16 protein-coding genes and 1 tRNA gene are annotated in these 14703 nt (G+C 44.8%); 15 read left to right on the top strand and 2 right to left on the bottom strand.

Annotated elements, in window-relative coordinates:
* The first annotated feature begins 77 nt into the window (after positions 1 to 77).
* From hprK to whiA, 8 genes are all read left to right on the top strand, one after another.
* Positions 78 to 1016: an HPr(Ser) kinase/phosphatase gene (gene hprK, locus ACFOJ8_RS09740; protein ID WP_380656535.1), complete on the top strand. Its 939-nt coding sequence runs from the start codon at positions 78 to 80 to the stop codon at positions 1014 to 1016.
* Positions 1006 to 1833, top strand: a complete 828-nt coding sequence (gene lgt, locus ACFOJ8_RS09735; protein ID WP_380656532.1) for a prolipoprotein diacylglyceryl transferase — start codon at positions 1006 to 1008, stop codon at positions 1831 to 1833. Before hprK ends, lgt begins: the two co-directional genes overlap by 11 nt.
* Before the next feature lie 3 nt (positions 1834 to 1836).
* Positions 1837 to 2325: an acyltransferase gene (locus tag ACFOJ8_RS09730; protein ID WP_380656529.1), complete on the top strand. Its 489-nt coding sequence runs from the start codon at positions 1837 to 1839 to the stop codon at positions 2323 to 2325.
* Positions 2318 to 3736 carry a tetratricopeptide repeat protein gene (locus tag ACFOJ8_RS09725; RefSeq protein WP_380656526.1) on the top strand — a complete coding sequence of 473 codons (1419 nt, stop codon included), beginning with the start codon at positions 2318 to 2320 and terminating at the stop codon, positions 3734 to 3736. The genes ACFOJ8_RS09730 and ACFOJ8_RS09725 overlap by 8 nt, the downstream gene beginning before the upstream one ends.
* A gap of 80 nt (positions 3737 to 3816) precedes the next feature.
* The gene (trxB, locus tag ACFOJ8_RS09720; RefSeq protein ID WP_380656523.1) at positions 3817 to 4761 is read left to right on the top strand and encodes a thioredoxin-disulfide reductase; all 945 of its coding nucleotides are present in this window, start codon (positions 3817 to 3819) and stop codon (positions 4759 to 4761) included.
* 162 nt (positions 4762 to 4923) lie between these two features.
* Positions 4924 to 5808, top strand: coding sequence for an RNase adapter RapZ (rapZ, locus tag ACFOJ8_RS09715; RefSeq protein ID WP_380656520.1), 885 nt, complete (start codon positions 4924 to 4926; stop codon positions 5806 to 5808).
* Positions 5795 to 6775 (top strand): gluconeogenesis factor YvcK family protein, encoded by a 981-nt coding sequence (locus ACFOJ8_RS09710; RefSeq protein WP_380656517.1) that lies wholly within the window; start codon positions 5795 to 5797, stop codon positions 6773 to 6775. Before rapZ ends, ACFOJ8_RS09710 begins: the two co-directional genes overlap by 14 nt.
* Before the next feature lie 19 nt (positions 6776 to 6794).
* A complete protein-coding gene (gene whiA, locus ACFOJ8_RS09705) occupies positions 6795 to 7742 on the top strand; it encodes a DNA-binding protein WhiA (protein ID WP_380656514.1) in 948 nt (315 codons plus the stop codon).
* Positions 7743 to 7789: 47 nt separating this feature from the next.
* Here the strand turns inward: whiA and ACFOJ8_RS09700 are convergent, their stop codons facing one another.
* Together ACFOJ8_RS09700 and clpP are read right to left on the bottom strand one after the other, a co-directional pair.
* Positions 7790 to 8731, bottom strand: coding sequence for a TIGR01777 family oxidoreductase (locus ACFOJ8_RS09700; RefSeq protein WP_380656511.1), 942 nt, complete (start codon positions 8729 to 8731; stop codon positions 7790 to 7792).
* A gap of 111 nt (positions 8732 to 8842) precedes the next feature.
* Complete coding sequence (clpP, locus tag ACFOJ8_RS09695; RefSeq protein ID WP_380656508.1) at positions 8843 to 9436, bottom strand: ATP-dependent Clp endopeptidase proteolytic subunit ClpP; 594 nt, start codon at positions 9434 to 9436, stop codon at positions 8843 to 8845.
* A gap of 180 nt (positions 9437 to 9616) precedes the next feature.
* Between clpP and ACFOJ8_RS09690 the strand changes: the two genes are divergently transcribed.
* The 7 genes from ACFOJ8_RS09690 to ACFOJ8_RS09660 all read left to right on the top strand — a co-directional run bounded on the left by ACFOJ8_RS09690 (position 9617) and on the right by ACFOJ8_RS09660 (position 14687).
* Positions 9617 to 9688: transfer RNA gene (locus ACFOJ8_RS09690), tRNA-Arg, on the top strand.
* Between the two features lie 19 nt (positions 9689 to 9707).
* Positions 9708 to 10493 carry a threonine/serine exporter family protein gene (locus ACFOJ8_RS09685; protein WP_380656505.1) on the top strand — a complete coding sequence of 262 codons (786 nt, stop codon included), beginning with the start codon at positions 9708 to 9710 and terminating at the stop codon, positions 10491 to 10493.
* Between the two features lie 10 nt (positions 10494 to 10503).
* A complete protein-coding gene (locus ACFOJ8_RS09680) occupies positions 10504 to 10956 on the top strand; it encodes a threonine/serine exporter family protein (protein WP_380656502.1) in 453 nt (150 codons plus the stop codon).
* A gap of 2 nt (positions 10957 to 10958) precedes the next feature.
* Entirely contained in the window at positions 10959 to 11219 is a 261-nt protein-coding gene (locus tag ACFOJ8_RS09675; protein WP_380659917.1) for a glutaredoxin family protein, read from the top strand.
* 117 nt (positions 11220 to 11336) lie between these two features.
* Complete coding sequence (locus tag ACFOJ8_RS09670) at positions 11337 to 12359, top strand: sugar-binding transcriptional regulator (RefSeq protein ID WP_380656498.1); 1023 nt, start codon at positions 11337 to 11339, stop codon at positions 12357 to 12359.
* A 32-nt stretch (positions 12360 to 12391) separates the two neighbouring features.
* Positions 12392 to 13393 carry a type I glyceraldehyde-3-phosphate dehydrogenase gene (gene gap / locus ACFOJ8_RS09665; RefSeq protein ID WP_380656496.1) on the top strand — a complete coding sequence of 334 codons (1002 nt, stop codon included), beginning with the start codon at positions 12392 to 12394 and terminating at the stop codon, positions 13391 to 13393.
* Between the two features lie 106 nt (positions 13394 to 13499).
* Entirely contained in the window at positions 13500 to 14687 is a 1188-nt protein-coding gene (locus ACFOJ8_RS09660) for a phosphoglycerate kinase (RefSeq protein ID WP_380656494.1), read from the top strand.
* Positions 14688 to 14703 lie beyond the last annotated feature (16 nt).

Genomic DNA, 14703 nt, shown 5'->3' with positions numbered 1-14703 from the left:
CATCTTTGAAACACGATATATTGAAAATGGCATGGTGTTTCTTTATAGTTGAGATAATAAATCACCGAGGTGACAGAATGCTTACAGTAAAGAAAATCATAGATAAGTTCAATTTAAAGATCATCTCCGGTAACGAAGGTATCGATAAGGAGATTGTCAATATAGATGTTTCACGGCCTGGTCTCGAAGTTGCCGGGTACTTTTCACACTATTCCTCTGACCGAGTTCAAGTACTCGGAATGACGGAATCCTCTTTTTTCAAGCGAATGCTAACGGAAGAGGAACGTGAAGATCGTTCAAAGCGCCTATGCCGCAAAGAAACGCCATGTATCATTATAACACGCGACCTCGGGGCGCCACTGGAGCTGATCGAGGCTTGCAACCAGACACATATACCGTTACTTGTCACAGAAGATAATACGACAAACTTCATTAGCCGCATGTCAAGCTTTCTGGAAACGGCACTTGCTCCAGAGACGAATATGCATGGGGTATTGGTTGATATATATGGAATTGGCGTTCTGATTACTGGTGAAAGTGGTGTCGGGAAAAGTGAGACGGCGCTCGAGCTTGTGAAGAATGGCCATCGTCTCGTCGCAGACGACAACGTTGAAATCAAGGAAGTATCAAAAAACGTCCTCATGGGCTCAGCACCGCCGCTGATCCGTAATCTTCTTGAAATACGCGGTCTTGGCATCATCAATGTCATGACGCTGTTTGGCGCAGGTAGCATCCTTGAGGAGAAGCGGGTCATGCTCAATGTCAACCTTGAGACTTGGGAATCCGGAAAGACGTATGAACGTCTCGGCTTAGATCAAAAAAAGCTCCGAATACTCAATTCCGAAGTTGATCAAAAAACGATCCCAATCCGTCCTGGACGAAGTTTGGCAGGTATTATAGAAGTTGCAGCCATGAATCACCGGATGCAACACATGGGATACGATGCAGCACAGGAATTTAACGATAGATTGAACCGGCAGATTCAAGTCAATGGAGGAATGATTGATGATTTATAGTACATCACCTCTAAGTCCAGTTGCGTTGGAACTCGGACCGCTTAGTATCTACTGGTACGGCATCATCATTGCTTTAGGCATGCTTCTCGGCTATTTTATCGCCAATCGCGAAGCAGATCGAAAAGGATTGCCAGAAGGATTATTCATGGACATGATGTTTTATATCATCATTGCTTCCATTGTTGGTGCGCGGCTATACTACGTCATCTTCCAGTGGGATTATTATAGTCAGAACCCGCTTCACATTGTTATGGTGAATGAAGGAGGCATGGCGATTCACGGTGGGCTGATCGGTGGCTTTTTGGCAGGTATCATCTACGCCCGGGTTAAAGGATTCAGTTTTTTCCAGCTTGCTGACATCGCTGCCCCAAGTCTTATACTCGGACAGGCAATCGGACGCTGGGGGAATTTTATGAATCAGGAAGCCCATGGCGGAGAAGTATCCCGCGATTTTCTCGATTCTCTGCTACTTCCCGATTGGATTATCAACCAGATGTACATTGACGGCGCATATTATCATCCGACTTTCCTGTATGAATCGATATGGAACATCATCGGTTTCATACTTCTGATACTGATCCGACCGAAACTCGCTATCGGCCAGACGATCCTGCTTTATTTAATCTACTATTCTGTAGGACGTTTCTTCATTGAGGGTATGCGTACAGATAGTCTGATGATCGGTGAAAGTCTGCGAACAGCACAATTCATCTCAATTCTGCTTGTCGCTTTAGCAGTAGTAGTGTGGATCTACCGCAATACGAAGTATAAACTACCGAAGTACGGCAAAACAGAGGGCGTATATAAAGGAAGATGATACATGAGAAGAGTGAAAAGAGTGAAAGCGGGTGGGATAAATCCGCTGTGGCATATGTACCGCACAATTTCCAGATTTAAAGTTGCCAAAAACTTCCTAGTCATCGAAGTCGGACGTTTTTGCCCTTCAACAAAATGGAAACACAAACTTTACACCACCTTCCTTGGGATGCAGCTCGGAGATAATGTATCGCTTGCTTTTAAAGCGATGCCTGATCTTATGTATCCAGAGCGCATCCACATTGGCAAAAACAGTATAATCGGTTATAATACAGTAATATTGACACACGAATATCTTGTAGATGAGTACAGGGTCGGAGATGTACGCATCGGGCATGATACAATGGTCGGCGCAAATGTCACCATTCTGCCAGGTGTAGTCATCGGTTCCCATGCAGTCATCGGAGCAGGCAGCATCGTGTCGAAGGATGTTCCTGACCATTCAATCTGCTATGGCAATCCGCTTATAGTAAGGAGTAGGGATAATGAATAGGAAAGTGATTCCCTTTGACCAGAATGGAGAGTTCCATTTCAATCAGGGGCTGAAAAAAACCGAACAGAATAAGAAGCATGCGGCACTGAAAAGTTTTCAGAAGGCCTATGAGCTCGACCAGAATAATCTGGGCTACCTTTCCCAGTACGCATATCTGCTTGCTGAAAATGGACGGGGAGCAGAAGCTGAAAATATATTGATAAATGCCTTCATTCAGCATCAGTATGATGCTGAATTTTATTTTATGTTGAGTCAACTCTATGTCATTATGAATGATCCGAACAAGGCTTTTTTGTTTGGAGTGGAGTACGTAAAGTATGAGCCGGATTCCGGCTACGACGACGAACTCGAGCAGATGTTTGAAGTGAGCATCCAAGATGAGGATGAAGTGGAGCGTGAAGCTACTCGTTTCACCGGTCAGCATCTGTTTCAGCACCTATTTATGAATGCTCGGATCGAAGAGGCGCTCGACTATCTTAATACAATTCCCATAGCTATCCAGGAAGAGCGGGAGTTCCGTAATCAAAAAGCGATGGCGGCCCTTTTCCTGAACCGCTTCGAAGAAGCGCATGAGTTGCTTGAACAGTTACTCAAGGAAGACCGTACGGATATGCATGCTCTCAGTCATATGACATTGCTCTATTATCACACGGGTGAAGAGGAAAAGTATCATGCTTTTCTAAAGAAGATGGAAGTAGTCCAACCTCTCGACGACGATGCAAGATTCAAGGTTGGTCTAGTGCTCAATTTTCTGCAGCAGTATGAACGATCTTATGAACTGCTCTTCCCCCTGTATAAGAATCAAGTATTTATCAGTTTCCAACTCTTGCATGCCTTGAGCCATGCCACCTATCATATCGGTCATATCGAGGAATCGCGTATGTTCTGGGATAGGATGCAGACTTTTCACCAAGTGAGCGAAATATATAGCCCATGGCAGCGACATGAAGCGACAGCCCGTATTACAGAATTGGAATCAAAGTACCTGAAGGATGACGATCCATATAGACGGCTGCTTGGATTATACAAGATTTACAATATCGTTCCGCGTGATGCCATACTGGGACATGAAGTATGGGATACCATCGAGTCGCTCGAAGATTATGAGAAACTTTATATTTCGTTTCTGTTCCAAGGGCTCAAACTGGTACGGCTCGGACGTATGCATCAAGGGCTCGAAGCCATGCGTAAGGCAGGGTATGACGAAGAGGTCGACCAATTGGCCTGGATAGAGACATTCCACGCGCTTTATGACAACAAGGTGGAACTTGAAGATATCAAAGCCTTTACGGCGGCTACGCTATACTTCCACCAGCGAGGTAGAAAGATCACCAAGCGGTCACTTGTCGAAAACTTTGATACGACGCTCTATAGACTGAACAAGGCCCTCGAGTTTATCAAGCAGATTTGATGAAAAGTGACTTAGATTTCTATATAATATTTTAGAGTTGATAAAGAAGATAAGGAATAGAAGAAAAGGAGTTTTGTCTCATGACTGAAGAAAATATCTATGACGTCGTCATTATTGGTGCCGGACCGGCTGGAATGACAGCAGCTGTCTATGCTTCCCGTGCCAATCTGAAAACGGTCATGCTAGAACGTGGGATGCCAGGTGGACAGATGGCGAATACCGAAGAAGTGGAAAACTTCCCTGGTTTTGATTTCATTACAGGACCAGAACTTTCTACCAAGATGTTCGAGCATTCCCAGAAATTTGGTGCTGAATATAAATATGGGGACCTCAAATCCATTGAAGACCATGGAGAGATCAAAGTACTGAAAACAGGCAGTGAAGATATCCATACACGGTCGGTTATCATTACGACAGGTGCCGAATATAAAAAGGTCGGTGTTGAAGGTGAAGAGACGCTCGGCGGTCGTGGGGTCAGCTACTGTGCTGTGTGTGATGGCGCATTCTTCAAGGAGAAGGAATTGGTCGTCATCGGTGGCGGTGACTCGGCAGTTGAGGAAGGTGTCTTCCTGACCAAGTTCGCAAGCAAAGTAACGATCGTCCACAGAAGAGATCAGCTGCGTGCGCAGAAAATCCTTCAGGATCGAGCGTTCAAGAACGATAAGATCGATTTTATCTGGGATACAGAAATCCAGGCCATCAACGGTGAGAGCAGAGTCGAAAGCGTAACGCTACTGGATAAGAATACAGGTTCCGAGTACGACTTCAAAGCCGATGGTGTCTTTGTCTATGTAGGTATGAAACCTCTGACAGCACCGTTTGAAGATCTCGGTATATTGAACGCGCTTGGATATGTTGAAACCAACGATGAAATGGAAACAGCCATTCCAGGTATTTTTGCAGCAGGCGATGTGCGCGATAAGACATTGCGTCAGATTGTCACTGCAACTGGAGACGGCAGCATCGCCGCTCAAAATGCACAGCATTATATCGAACACCTCGCGGATAAGCAGGAAAGCAGATAACCAATCCCCCCGGGTTCTTCCTGGGGGATTTTTCCGTATTACCATAATCGATTAATCAGGACCAAAGTTAAAAATGCACTTCATATAACATTGCTACAAAGCTTTGGGCATGATTTAATTAATAGGAAGTACACATAAAATGATCGAAGGGGATGTGGACCAATGAAGCAGCTGATTATTGTAACAGGCATGAGCGGTGCTGGGAAATCTGTAGCCATTGAAGCACTGGAGGATATGGGATACTTCTGTATCGATAACCTGCCGCCAATCTTACTTCAAAAAGTCGTCGAACTGATGGAGACGACCGATGGTCAGATGGACCGGGTCGGTCTTGGCATCGACCTAAGGGGAAAAGAGTTCTTTGATCGTTTGGTTGAAGAAATCGAAAAGCTGAGGGACCATCCAGGTCTTGCTCTAGAAATCTTTTTCATCGATGCTTCCGACGATCGGCTTGTCACGCGTTACAAGGAGACCCGCAGAGCACATCCACTGGATAATCAGATGAATCTGCTCGATGCCATAAAGAAGGAACGGGAACTACTTAGTGAATTAAAAGGGCGTGCAACACATATTCTTGATTCGACCAGCACGTCTGCCAAGGAACTCAGAGGCATCATGTTCGATAAATGCGCAGGCGAAAATCGACCTGCATTCAATGTAAATGTGATGAGCTTCGGTTTTAAACACGGTGTGCCGATCGATGCTGATCTCATGTTCGATGTGCGTTTCCTGCCGAATCCGCACTACGTTGATGTACTACGTCCCCAAACAGGACTGGACAAGCCAGTGTCCGATTATGTTCTGAAATGGAAAGAAACGAAAGTGTTCTATGCCAAACTCTACGATTTGCTCAAGTATATGATTCCACAGTTTATGAAAGAAGGAAAATCGCAGCTCATTATTGCTATTGGATGTACAGGCGGCCAGCATCGCTCGGTGACACTTGCAGAAAAGCTGGTAAAAGACATCAGTGAGGACTTTGACTTTGCAATTCGGGCGGTGCATAGAGATGCACCGATCAAAGGTTCAGAAAATGGAAAAGATTAAAATCACACTCGTTGGTGGTGGCACGGGACTCAGCGTACTGGCCAGAGGGCTGAGGAAATATCCCGTTGATATATCCGCCATTATTTCTGTAGCCGACGACGGAGGATCTACCGGCATTATACGCGATCAGATTGATATGCCGGCACCAGGTGACATTAGAAACGTTATGACAGCCTTGAGCGATGTGGAGACAAAGCTTGAGAACTTGTTTGCGTATCGGTTTAAAAAAGAGGCGCTCGGGGGTCATGCGCTCGGCAACCTTATGCTTGCTGCTATGTACGACATGACAGGTGACTTTGCTGTTGCAGTTAAGGAGCTGAGCAAGCTTCTCAATGTCAAAGGGACGGTCATTCCCTCAACCAATATTAGCCCGAAGCTTGCTGCTCGGATGGAAGATAACTCGATTATTGTTGGGGAGAGCTATATTCCTGAGGTAAAGCAAAAAATAGAGGAAGTGTATCTTATACCAAACGATACCGTTGCCACCCCAGAGGCCATCGAAGCTATCGAAAAGTCTGATGTGATTGTCTTTGGCCCAGGCAGTCTTTATACAAGCATTATTCCGAATCTTATACCTGAAGGAATGAAGCAAACCATCTGTAAAGCGCCGGGTATAAAAGTGTTTGTCTCAAACATCATGACTCAGATCGGTGAGACAGTGGGCTATTCTGCTGCAGATCATTTGGATGCGATTAATACGCATATGGGTCAAAATGTGATTGACTTTATCATATTGAACGAAGAAGACATCAAAGGACGCATTTCTGACTATTACGATCGTAACGACATGACCATCGTTGAAAGTGATCGCGCGCGGTTGAAGGAGATGGGCGCCACTGTCGTAACAGATCACCGGCTGGTCGAGATCGACGATGATGGCGCTGTTCGTCACGACAATAAAGTGTTGGCAGAAATCATATATGATATTGCTCTTAGAGAAATCAGCACGCTACAGTATAAGAAATAAACGATAAGGGCGTGATCGCATGTCATTTGCTTCCGAGATGAAGAATGAATTGTCGAGGATTGAAGTGGAACCATGCTGCATGAAAAGTGAGCTTTCAGCACTCATCAAAATGAATGGTGCACTGAGTCATTTCAACGGCGAGTGGATCATCAACATACAGACAGAAAACGCAGCGATAGCCAGAAGGATATTCACTTTAATCCGTAATCTGTACGGCGTCGAGATAGAATTGCTCGTACGTAAAAAAATGAAGCTCAAAAAAAATAATGTATATATATCCCGCATCAAGAAAGACAGTAAAAAAGTGCTTGAAGACCTCGATATCATGAAGGATGGCGTACTCTCAAACGATGTCAGCGATACAGTTAAGGATAATGAATGCTGTATCCGAAGTTATCTGCGTGGTGCGTTTCTAGCGGGCGGCTCAGTAAATAACCCGGAAACATCCGCCTATCACCTCGAGATATTTTCGCTATATGAGGCGCATGCAGAAAGCCTGACTGCATTGATGAATGGATACGAACTCAATGCCAAGCATATAGAGCGAAAGCGCGGCTATATCACCTATCTTAAAGAAGCGGAAAAGATCGCAGAGTTTCTGAGTTTGATCGGCGGTTATCAGGCACTCCTCAAGTTCGAAGATATACGGATTGTCAGGGATATGAGAAACTCAGTCAATCGACTGGTCAACTGTGAAACAGCTAATCTTAACAAAACAATCGGGGCAGCTATGAGGCAGGTCGAAAACATCCAGTTCATCGATCAGAAAATAGGACTTGAAGAGTTGCCCGAACGTCTCAAGGAAATTGCCAGACTTCGCGTAGAACACCAAGATGTTTCCTTGAAGGAACTTGGAGAGATGGTATCGACTGGAACCATTTCAAAGTCTGGAATCAACCATCGTCTGAGAAAATTGGATGCCATTGCAGACAAGCTCAGAAGCGGGGAGGAAGTAGTATTCAAATAAAACTGCGTGTACTTGAATAAGTACACGCAGTTTTATTTGTAGTATCATCAATCGGAAATGGTCTTCTTCTTGTCCTGCAGATCGAAAAGGTCTTCTAACGCAATTTCCAGTGTAGGGAAAACGAATTTGAAGTCATTCTCCATTAATACTTCAGGCAGAACGTATTGTCCCTTGAGTATGAGTATGGATTGCTCCCCGAGTATCTTTTCGATTAGAAAAGCGGGTGTTTTGAAGAAGTCCGGACGCCCTAAGGCAGAGGCTAGATATTTGGAAAACTGCTTCTGTCTGAGCGGCAGGGGAGCTGTCATGTTTACTGTTCCCTTTATTTCAGGGTGTACTGCAGTATAGAGCAGCGCATTGAGCAAGTCGTCGATGTGGATCCAACTGTACCACTGCTCTCCGCTTCCTAATGGACCACCGACGCCCAGTCGGTAAGGAATGCTCATTTTCGCCAGGGCACCTTCTTTCGAATCGAGGATGAGACCAAAACGGGCACAGACCACTCTTATACCGAGATCTTCGAACCGGCACGCTTCATTTTCCCAAGCCGTCACGACTGTCGATAGGAAATCATGGGCTGCAAAAGTATTCGATTCAGTGTACCGCACACTTTTGCTCACAGGATAGTAGCCGATAGCGCTGGCATTAACGAGCACGCCTGGCGTCACTTCGGCCTGCTCTGCGTAACGCCTGAGCATACGCGTTACATCTATTCTAGAATTATAAATGGCTTCTTTGTGTTCATCGGTCCACCTTTCCTGCAAGGAGGCACCAGCAAGGTTGAAGATGACATCTACTTTTAAAGGCATCTCCTTCATCCAAGAATCATCTTCGGGATAATCCGGATTGTATTCTACATAGTGTACGTATGGGTGTTCAGAAGTCTTTTTGCTACGGGTAAGTATATAGACGTGGTCGTACTCCTGCCTTAGTATTTCTGCAAGTTTGGATCCAACAAACCCTGTACCACCAGTAATCAGTGCATTCATATCATCACGCTCCTTAGTGTGATTATAACCTTTAAAGGCAGTCCATAATCGATAATCGAAGAAAAAAATAAAAAAGGCCGAGGATTTCCTCGACCTTTTCGAACCATCAGACTAGTTCTGGAGTTTTTCAGGCTCCATTACTTCGTCGACGATACCATATTCTTTTGCTTCTTCGGCGCTCATGAAGAAATCGCGGTCCGTGTCTCTCTCAATCTTATCGAGAGGCTGGTCTGTACGTTCAGCAAGAATTTTGTTCAGTTTCTCTCGTGTTCTCAATATGTGCTTAGCTGCAATCTCGATTTCTGTCGCTTGTCCTTGCGCACCTCCAAGTGGCTGGTGAATCATCACTTCAGCGTTTGGCAGTGCAAATCTCTTACCTTTAGCACCTGCAGCCAATAGGAAGGAGCCCATTGAAGCAGCCATACCAAGACAGATTGTCTGTACATCCGGTTTGATATGCTGGATTGTATCGTAGATTGCCATGCCAGCAGTAACACTACCTCCTGGAGAGTTTATATATAGGAAAATATCCTTTTCAGGATCCTGAGCCTGCAGGAAGAGCAACTGACTAACTACTGAGTTCGCAACATTATCATCAATGCCTGTACCGATCATGATGATTCTGTCTTTCAGTAATCTTGAGTAGATATCATAAGCACGTTCCCCGCGATTCGTCTGTTCAATAACTGTAGGAATGAGATTCATTCTATTACCTCCTGATAATATGTTGAGTTTGTTTTACTGATTCAGTTATACCACATTAGTCAAATAAGGTCAAAAGAAACACTTTGTAGTCCGCAGGGTAAAATTAAGGCTTTAATTCGTGGTTGTTTATTGCTATACTTATATTTGCTTTATTGCGAATCCGCAACATAATTTAATCATACCCCCGTGGTGTAATGGATAACACGTAAGATTCCGGTTCTTGAGATGGGAGTTCGATCCTCTCCGGGGGTGCTAGATCGAGGTGGGCCGTGTGAGTGGCGAACTTGAGGTAATTGAAGCTCCAGATAAAGTCCTTGGCGAAGATTTTGTGCGCGATGTATTCTACATTGCTGTCAATTGTGGCAAGATGCTGTTGGAAAGTGGAGCTGAAACATATCGGATTGAAGATACGATGCTGCGCATCGCATCCAGTTACGGTATTGAAAATGCCCAAGTATTTGTCACTCCCACGGTCATTATTTTTTCTCTGAATGATTATGCCCTGACACAGACCGTACGCATCGATGAGCGGGCCAATAATTTGGAGAAGATAATGAGTGTTAATGAACTATCTCGCCGTATTTCGGCAGGACTGCCTTTGAAACAGGCAATCAGCAGACTTGAGATGATACATAATACGGATTTTTTCCCTTTCTGGCTCGTCGTCCTCTCAGGTGGGGCCATCGGTTTCCTCTTCCTGTTGCTGTTCGATGGCGTTGTTGCAGACCTGCCTGCCGCTTTCATAGCGGGCGCAGGTGGCGTGCTTATCATGGAAGGCATCCAGCGTTATACGAGGGTTAAATTCTTTACTGAGTTTTTCGCGTCACTATATATAGCTATCGCATCAATCATTCTTGTCAATAACGGCTTTGGTGTTATGCTCGACACGATTATCATCGCTGGAGTAATGCCACTTGTGCCGGGTGTATTGATAACAAATGCAATCCGTGAGATGATCCGGGGTCACCTGATGGCTGGGGTGATTAAAGGGGCAGAAGCAGGTCTGACAGCCATTGCCATTGGGGCAGGTGTTGGTCTGGTGTTCCTGTTGGTATAGGAGGGAGAGAATGATTTATTTCTATCAATTCGTGCTTAGTTTTTTCGCCTCGGCAAGTTTTGGTGTCCTTTTCAACGCGCCTAGGAAGGCGCTTGCCAGTTGCGGTGTGACGGGTGCACTTGGCTGGATAGTCTTTTATATTTCTAGAGAAGCAGGTACTGATCTTATTTTAGCTTCATACCTTGGTGCCATCGCCCTGTCCACTGCTGCAATCTTCTACTCACGGCACAAAAAAATGCCGATCATTGCTTTTATCACATGCGGTATCATTCCGCTTGTACCCGGTGGACTTGCCTATAACGCCATGCGTCACGTCGTACTAAAAGACTATATGACGGCTCTGGAGTACGGATTTGAAGCAGCTCTTATTTCATTAGCTATCGCTATGGGTATTATCAGTACCGAAATGACGGATCAGGTTTTGCAGACGATCAGAAAGAAACTGAAAAAAGAAGGGGTATGAATATGCTGGAAATGACATATTATACTAGAAAGCGATGTCCTTTATGTGATCAAGGGAAAGAGCAAGTAAACCTTGCCTTATCAGAACTAAGATATAACGACGTCAAGATGAGCGAAGTTGATATAGATTCGGATGATGCACTGCAAGAAGAATACATGATTCGTGTTCCCGTCTTAGTCCATGATGGCAATGTAGTACAAGAAGGTATCATTGATTTTGCCCAGGTCTATGATTATTTAAAGACGCACGTGGGTAAACAATAAAATAGCTAAACATAAATAATTGCATTATTTAATATCTGTGATATATTAAGTGTGTAATTATTTTTTGTCCCTAGTGGGACGTCATACGTCTCACTTAAACGAGAGGTGTTGTGTCTCATGTGGCAAAAGCTATTGGACATCCAGAAACGCATAGCTCCGGAGATCATCGTGGAATTACAGAAACGCTCAAGTATTCTCAAGCAAATAGAAGCGTATCAGCCTATCGGACGCAGAACACTTGCAAGACAACTTAGCATGACTGAAAGGATCCTAAGGAAGGAAGTGGATACACTTCATGATTTAGGTCTGATTGTCATCGATAAGAAGGGCATATCCATTTCTCAAGCGGGTATTGAAGTACTACAAGATCTTTCTCCCTTTATGACGACGCTTGATCGCAGGATGGATCTTGCGCGTAAACTGAAGGAGAAATACAAGCTTCAGGACTTCTTCATTATTCGTGGTGATGCCGACGAGAATCTAGAACTACAGCAGGCATTGCCGAAACTGATGGCTGAAGAACTTCAGAAAATGCTCTTTGAAGGTGCCATCGTTTCCGTAGCAGGCGGTTCGACGATGGCAAACGTTGGCAATCATCTTAAGCCAGTTGAGGAACATGTGCTCTTTGTACCGGCTCGTGGAGGGCTCGGGGAAGAGATTATCAATCAGGCAAACTCCATCGCTAGCCGTCTTGCAACGGCTACTGGCGGGGAGCACAAAGTGCTATATGCACCAGATAGTGTTGGTGAGAATGTATTTGAATCACTTAAGTCCGAGCCTTCTGTAATGGAAGTTGCCGAGCTGAATAAGCAGTCGCATTATGTTATTCACGGCATTGGCGAAGCATTCATGATGGCACATCGCCGCAACGTCAGTAGTGAAACGCTTTTAGAACTTGAAGAAAAAGAGGCTGTTGGTGAAGCCTTCGGTTACTATTTCAACGCTGACGGTGATATTGTCCGCAAGGTCAGGACGATTGGTCTTCAACTCGAAGATTTGGAAACCAAACGCGCTATACTGGCCGTTGCAGGCGGGAGCAGCAAGAAGGAAGCTGTAGGTGCCTACATGAAGATTGCACCGAAGAATACCATGCTTTTCATTGATGAGACCATCGCGCAGTTTTTGTTGGATAGCAAATAATATTATATACAAAATCGAGGAGGCCATTACACATGGTTAGAGTAGCAATTAATGGATTTGGACGTATCGGAAGACTTGCAGCGAGAGAAATTCAGAATTACGACGATATGCAACTGGTTGCAGTAAACGATCTTACAGATGACGATTTTCTTGCACACCTTTTCAAGTATGACACTACTCAAGGACGCTTCGAAGGTGAAGTTGAACAGGTCGAGGGTGGTTTCAAGATCAATGGCAACGAAGTTAAATCATTTAACCAGAAAAACCCAGCAGAACTGCCTTGGGGCGAGCTTGACATCGATGTAGTGCTCGAATGTACTGGTTTCTTCACAGACGAAGAGGGTGCGAGAAAGCACATCGAAGCTGGCGCTAAGAAAGTACTCGTTTCTGCACCTGGTAAAGGTAACATGAAAACAATTGTATTTGGTGTGAATGAAGATGTGCTTGATGGTTCAGAAGAAGTTGTTTCTGCTGCTTCTTGTACAACAAACTGTCTGGCACCTGTCGTTAAAGTCTTGAATGACAAATTCGGTATCCAAAGCGGACTGATGACTACAATCCACGCGTATACTGGCGATCAAAACACATTGGATGCACCACACCCTAAAGGTGACTACCGTCGTGCACGTGCAGCAGCAGTGAACGTGGTACCTAACTCCACTGGTGCAGCAAAAGCAATCGGTCAAGTACTTCCTGAACTCGAAGGTAAGCTTGATGGTGGTGCGCAACGTGTACCAGTAGCAACTGGCTCCTTGACAGAGATTACTACAGTACTTGATAAAACAGTAACAGCTGAAGAAGTAAACGAAGCAATGAAATCTGCTGAAAACCCTTCATTCGGCTACAACGAAGATCAGATTGTCTCTTCTGACATCATTGGAATCAAAGCAGGTTCACTGTTTGATGCAACACAGACACGTGTCCTTGATGTAGACGGCAAACAGCTCGTACGTACAGTTGCATGGTACGACAATGAAATGTCCTATACAGCCCAGCTTGTCAGAACACTTAACCACTTGGTTAAAAGCAATTAGTAATTGGTGATAGATAAAAACGGGCGGGGGACCGCCCGTTTTTATTTTATTCCGATTTATAGATGGGTATAATGGAATGGAACAGAAAAGTATAGGAGGCACTGCAATGAAAAAAACTGTAGAAGATGTAGAACTGAAGGGCAAAAAAGTACTGCTTCGCGCTGATTTGAATGTCCCGATGGCGGATGGAGAGATTACAAATGACAACCGTATTGTACAGGCACTCCCTACGATTAGATATATCATTGAACAGGGCGGTAAAGTCATTCTTTTCTCACACCTCGGAAAAGTTAAAACTGAGGAAGATAAGAAGGATAAAACACTCCAGCCGGTCGCGGAAAGATTAACTGAGCTACTTGATACAGATGTGGCGTTTGTGCCGCACACACGTGGTGAAGCGCTTGAACAGGGAATCAGCAATCTCGAAGATGGCGATATCCTGATGTTTGAAAACACCCGATTTGAAGATGTCGAAGGCAAAAAAGAAAGTGGCAACGATGAAGCCCTCGGTAAGTACTGGGCATCACTCGGTGATATCTTTGTCAATGACGCTTTCGGTACGGCACATAGGAGTCATGCTTCCAATGTGGGTATCGGCACCCATCTCGAGACTGTATCCGGCTACCTTATGCAAAAAGAGATCGACTTTATTGGTGGAGCAATCGATGCGCCTGAACGTCCTTTCGTGGCGATTTTAGGAGGCGCGAAAGTTTCCGATAAGATTGGTGTCATCAAGAATGTCCTAGATAAGGCAGATCGCGTCATTATTGGTGGGGGCATGGGTTACACATTCTTCAAAGCACAAGGTAAAGAAATCGGCAAATCACTACTTGAAGAAGATAAGGTGGATATGGCCAAAACGCTGCTCGAAGAAGCAGGGGACAAAATCGTACTGCCTGTCGACGTGGTTGCAGCTGAAGACTACGATCCGAATGCCAAGCATAAAACTGTCTCTGTAGATGAAATACCTGCTGATATGGAATGCCTCGATATCGGTGAGAAATCAATTGAAAAATTCAAAGAAGTACTCGAAGGTGCAAAGACAGTTGTATGGAATGGACCAATGGGCGTATTTGAAATGGAGAATTTCGCTAAAGGAACAATCGGTGTCTGCAAAGCGATTGCTGAACTTGAGGATGCCACAACAATTATCGGTGGCGGTGACTCTGCAGCAGCAGCCATGGATCTTGGGTATGCAGACGATTTCTCCCACATTTCCACAGGTGGTGGTGCCTCTCTTGAATATCTCGAAGGCAAAGAACTACCAGGCCTTTCCGTAATCGAAGATAAGTAATCAACGTGTGACTTCA

Source organism: Salinicoccus sesuvii (genome assembly GCF_042648145.1).
In the GTDB taxonomy this organism is placed as follows: domain Bacteria; phylum Bacillota; class Bacilli; order Staphylococcales; family Salinicoccaceae; genus Salinicoccus; species Salinicoccus sesuvii.
Note: the sequence above shows the minus strand (reverse complement) of the source record. Positions and strands in the feature narration are given on the sequence as shown.

What these genes read in the sequence shown, in the direction of transcription:
- hprK (WP_380656535.1), top strand. Translation starts at nt 78, where the DNA reads ATGCTTACAGTAAAGAAAATCATAGATAAGTTCAATTTAAAGATCATC.
- lgt (WP_380656532.1), top strand. Translation starts at nt 1,006, where the DNA reads ATGATTTATAGTACATCACCTCTAAGTCCAGTTGCGTTGGAACTCGGA.
- ACFOJ8_RS09730 (WP_380656529.1), top strand. Translation starts at nt 1,837, where the DNA reads ATGAGAAGAGTGAAAAGAGTGAAAGCGGGTGGGATAAATCCGCTGTGG.
- ACFOJ8_RS09725 (WP_380656526.1), top strand. Translation starts at nt 2,318, where the DNA reads ATGAATAGGAAAGTGATTCCCTTTGACCAGAATGGAGAGTTCCATTTC.
- trxB (WP_380656523.1), top strand. Translation starts at nt 3,817, where the DNA reads ATGACTGAAGAAAATATCTATGACGTCGTCATTATTGGTGCCGGACCG.
- rapZ (WP_380656520.1), top strand. Translation starts at nt 4,924, where the DNA reads ATGAAGCAGCTGATTATTGTAACAGGCATGAGCGGTGCTGGGAAATCT.
- ACFOJ8_RS09710 (WP_380656517.1), top strand. Translation starts at nt 5,795, where the DNA reads ATGGAAAAGATTAAAATCACACTCGTTGGTGGTGGCACGGGACTCAGC.
- whiA (WP_380656514.1), top strand. Translation starts at nt 6,795, where the DNA reads ATGTCATTTGCTTCCGAGATGAAGAATGAATTGTCGAGGATTGAAGTG.
- ACFOJ8_RS09700 (WP_380656511.1), bottom strand. Translation starts at nt 8,731, where the DNA reads ATGAATGCACTGATTACTGGTGGTACAGGGTTTGTTGGATCCAAACTT.
- clpP (WP_380656508.1), bottom strand. Translation starts at nt 9,436, where the DNA reads ATGAATCTCATTCCTACAGTTATTGAACAGACGAATCGCGGGGAACGT.
- ACFOJ8_RS09680 (WP_380656502.1), top strand. Translation starts at nt 10,504, where the DNA reads ATGATTTATTTCTATCAATTCGTGCTTAGTTTTTTCGCCTCGGCAAGT.
- ACFOJ8_RS09675 (WP_380659917.1), top strand. Translation starts at nt 10,959, where the DNA reads ATGCTGGAAATGACATATTATACTAGAAAGCGATGTCCTTTATGTGAT.
- ACFOJ8_RS09670 (WP_380656498.1), top strand. Translation starts at nt 11,337, where the DNA reads ATGTGGCAAAAGCTATTGGACATCCAGAAACGCATAGCTCCGGAGATC.
- gap (WP_380656496.1), top strand. Translation starts at nt 12,392, where the DNA reads ATGGTTAGAGTAGCAATTAATGGATTTGGACGTATCGGAAGACTTGCA.
- ACFOJ8_RS09660 (WP_380656494.1), top strand. Translation starts at nt 13,500, where the DNA reads ATGAAAAAAACTGTAGAAGATGTAGAACTGAAGGGCAAAAAAGTACTG.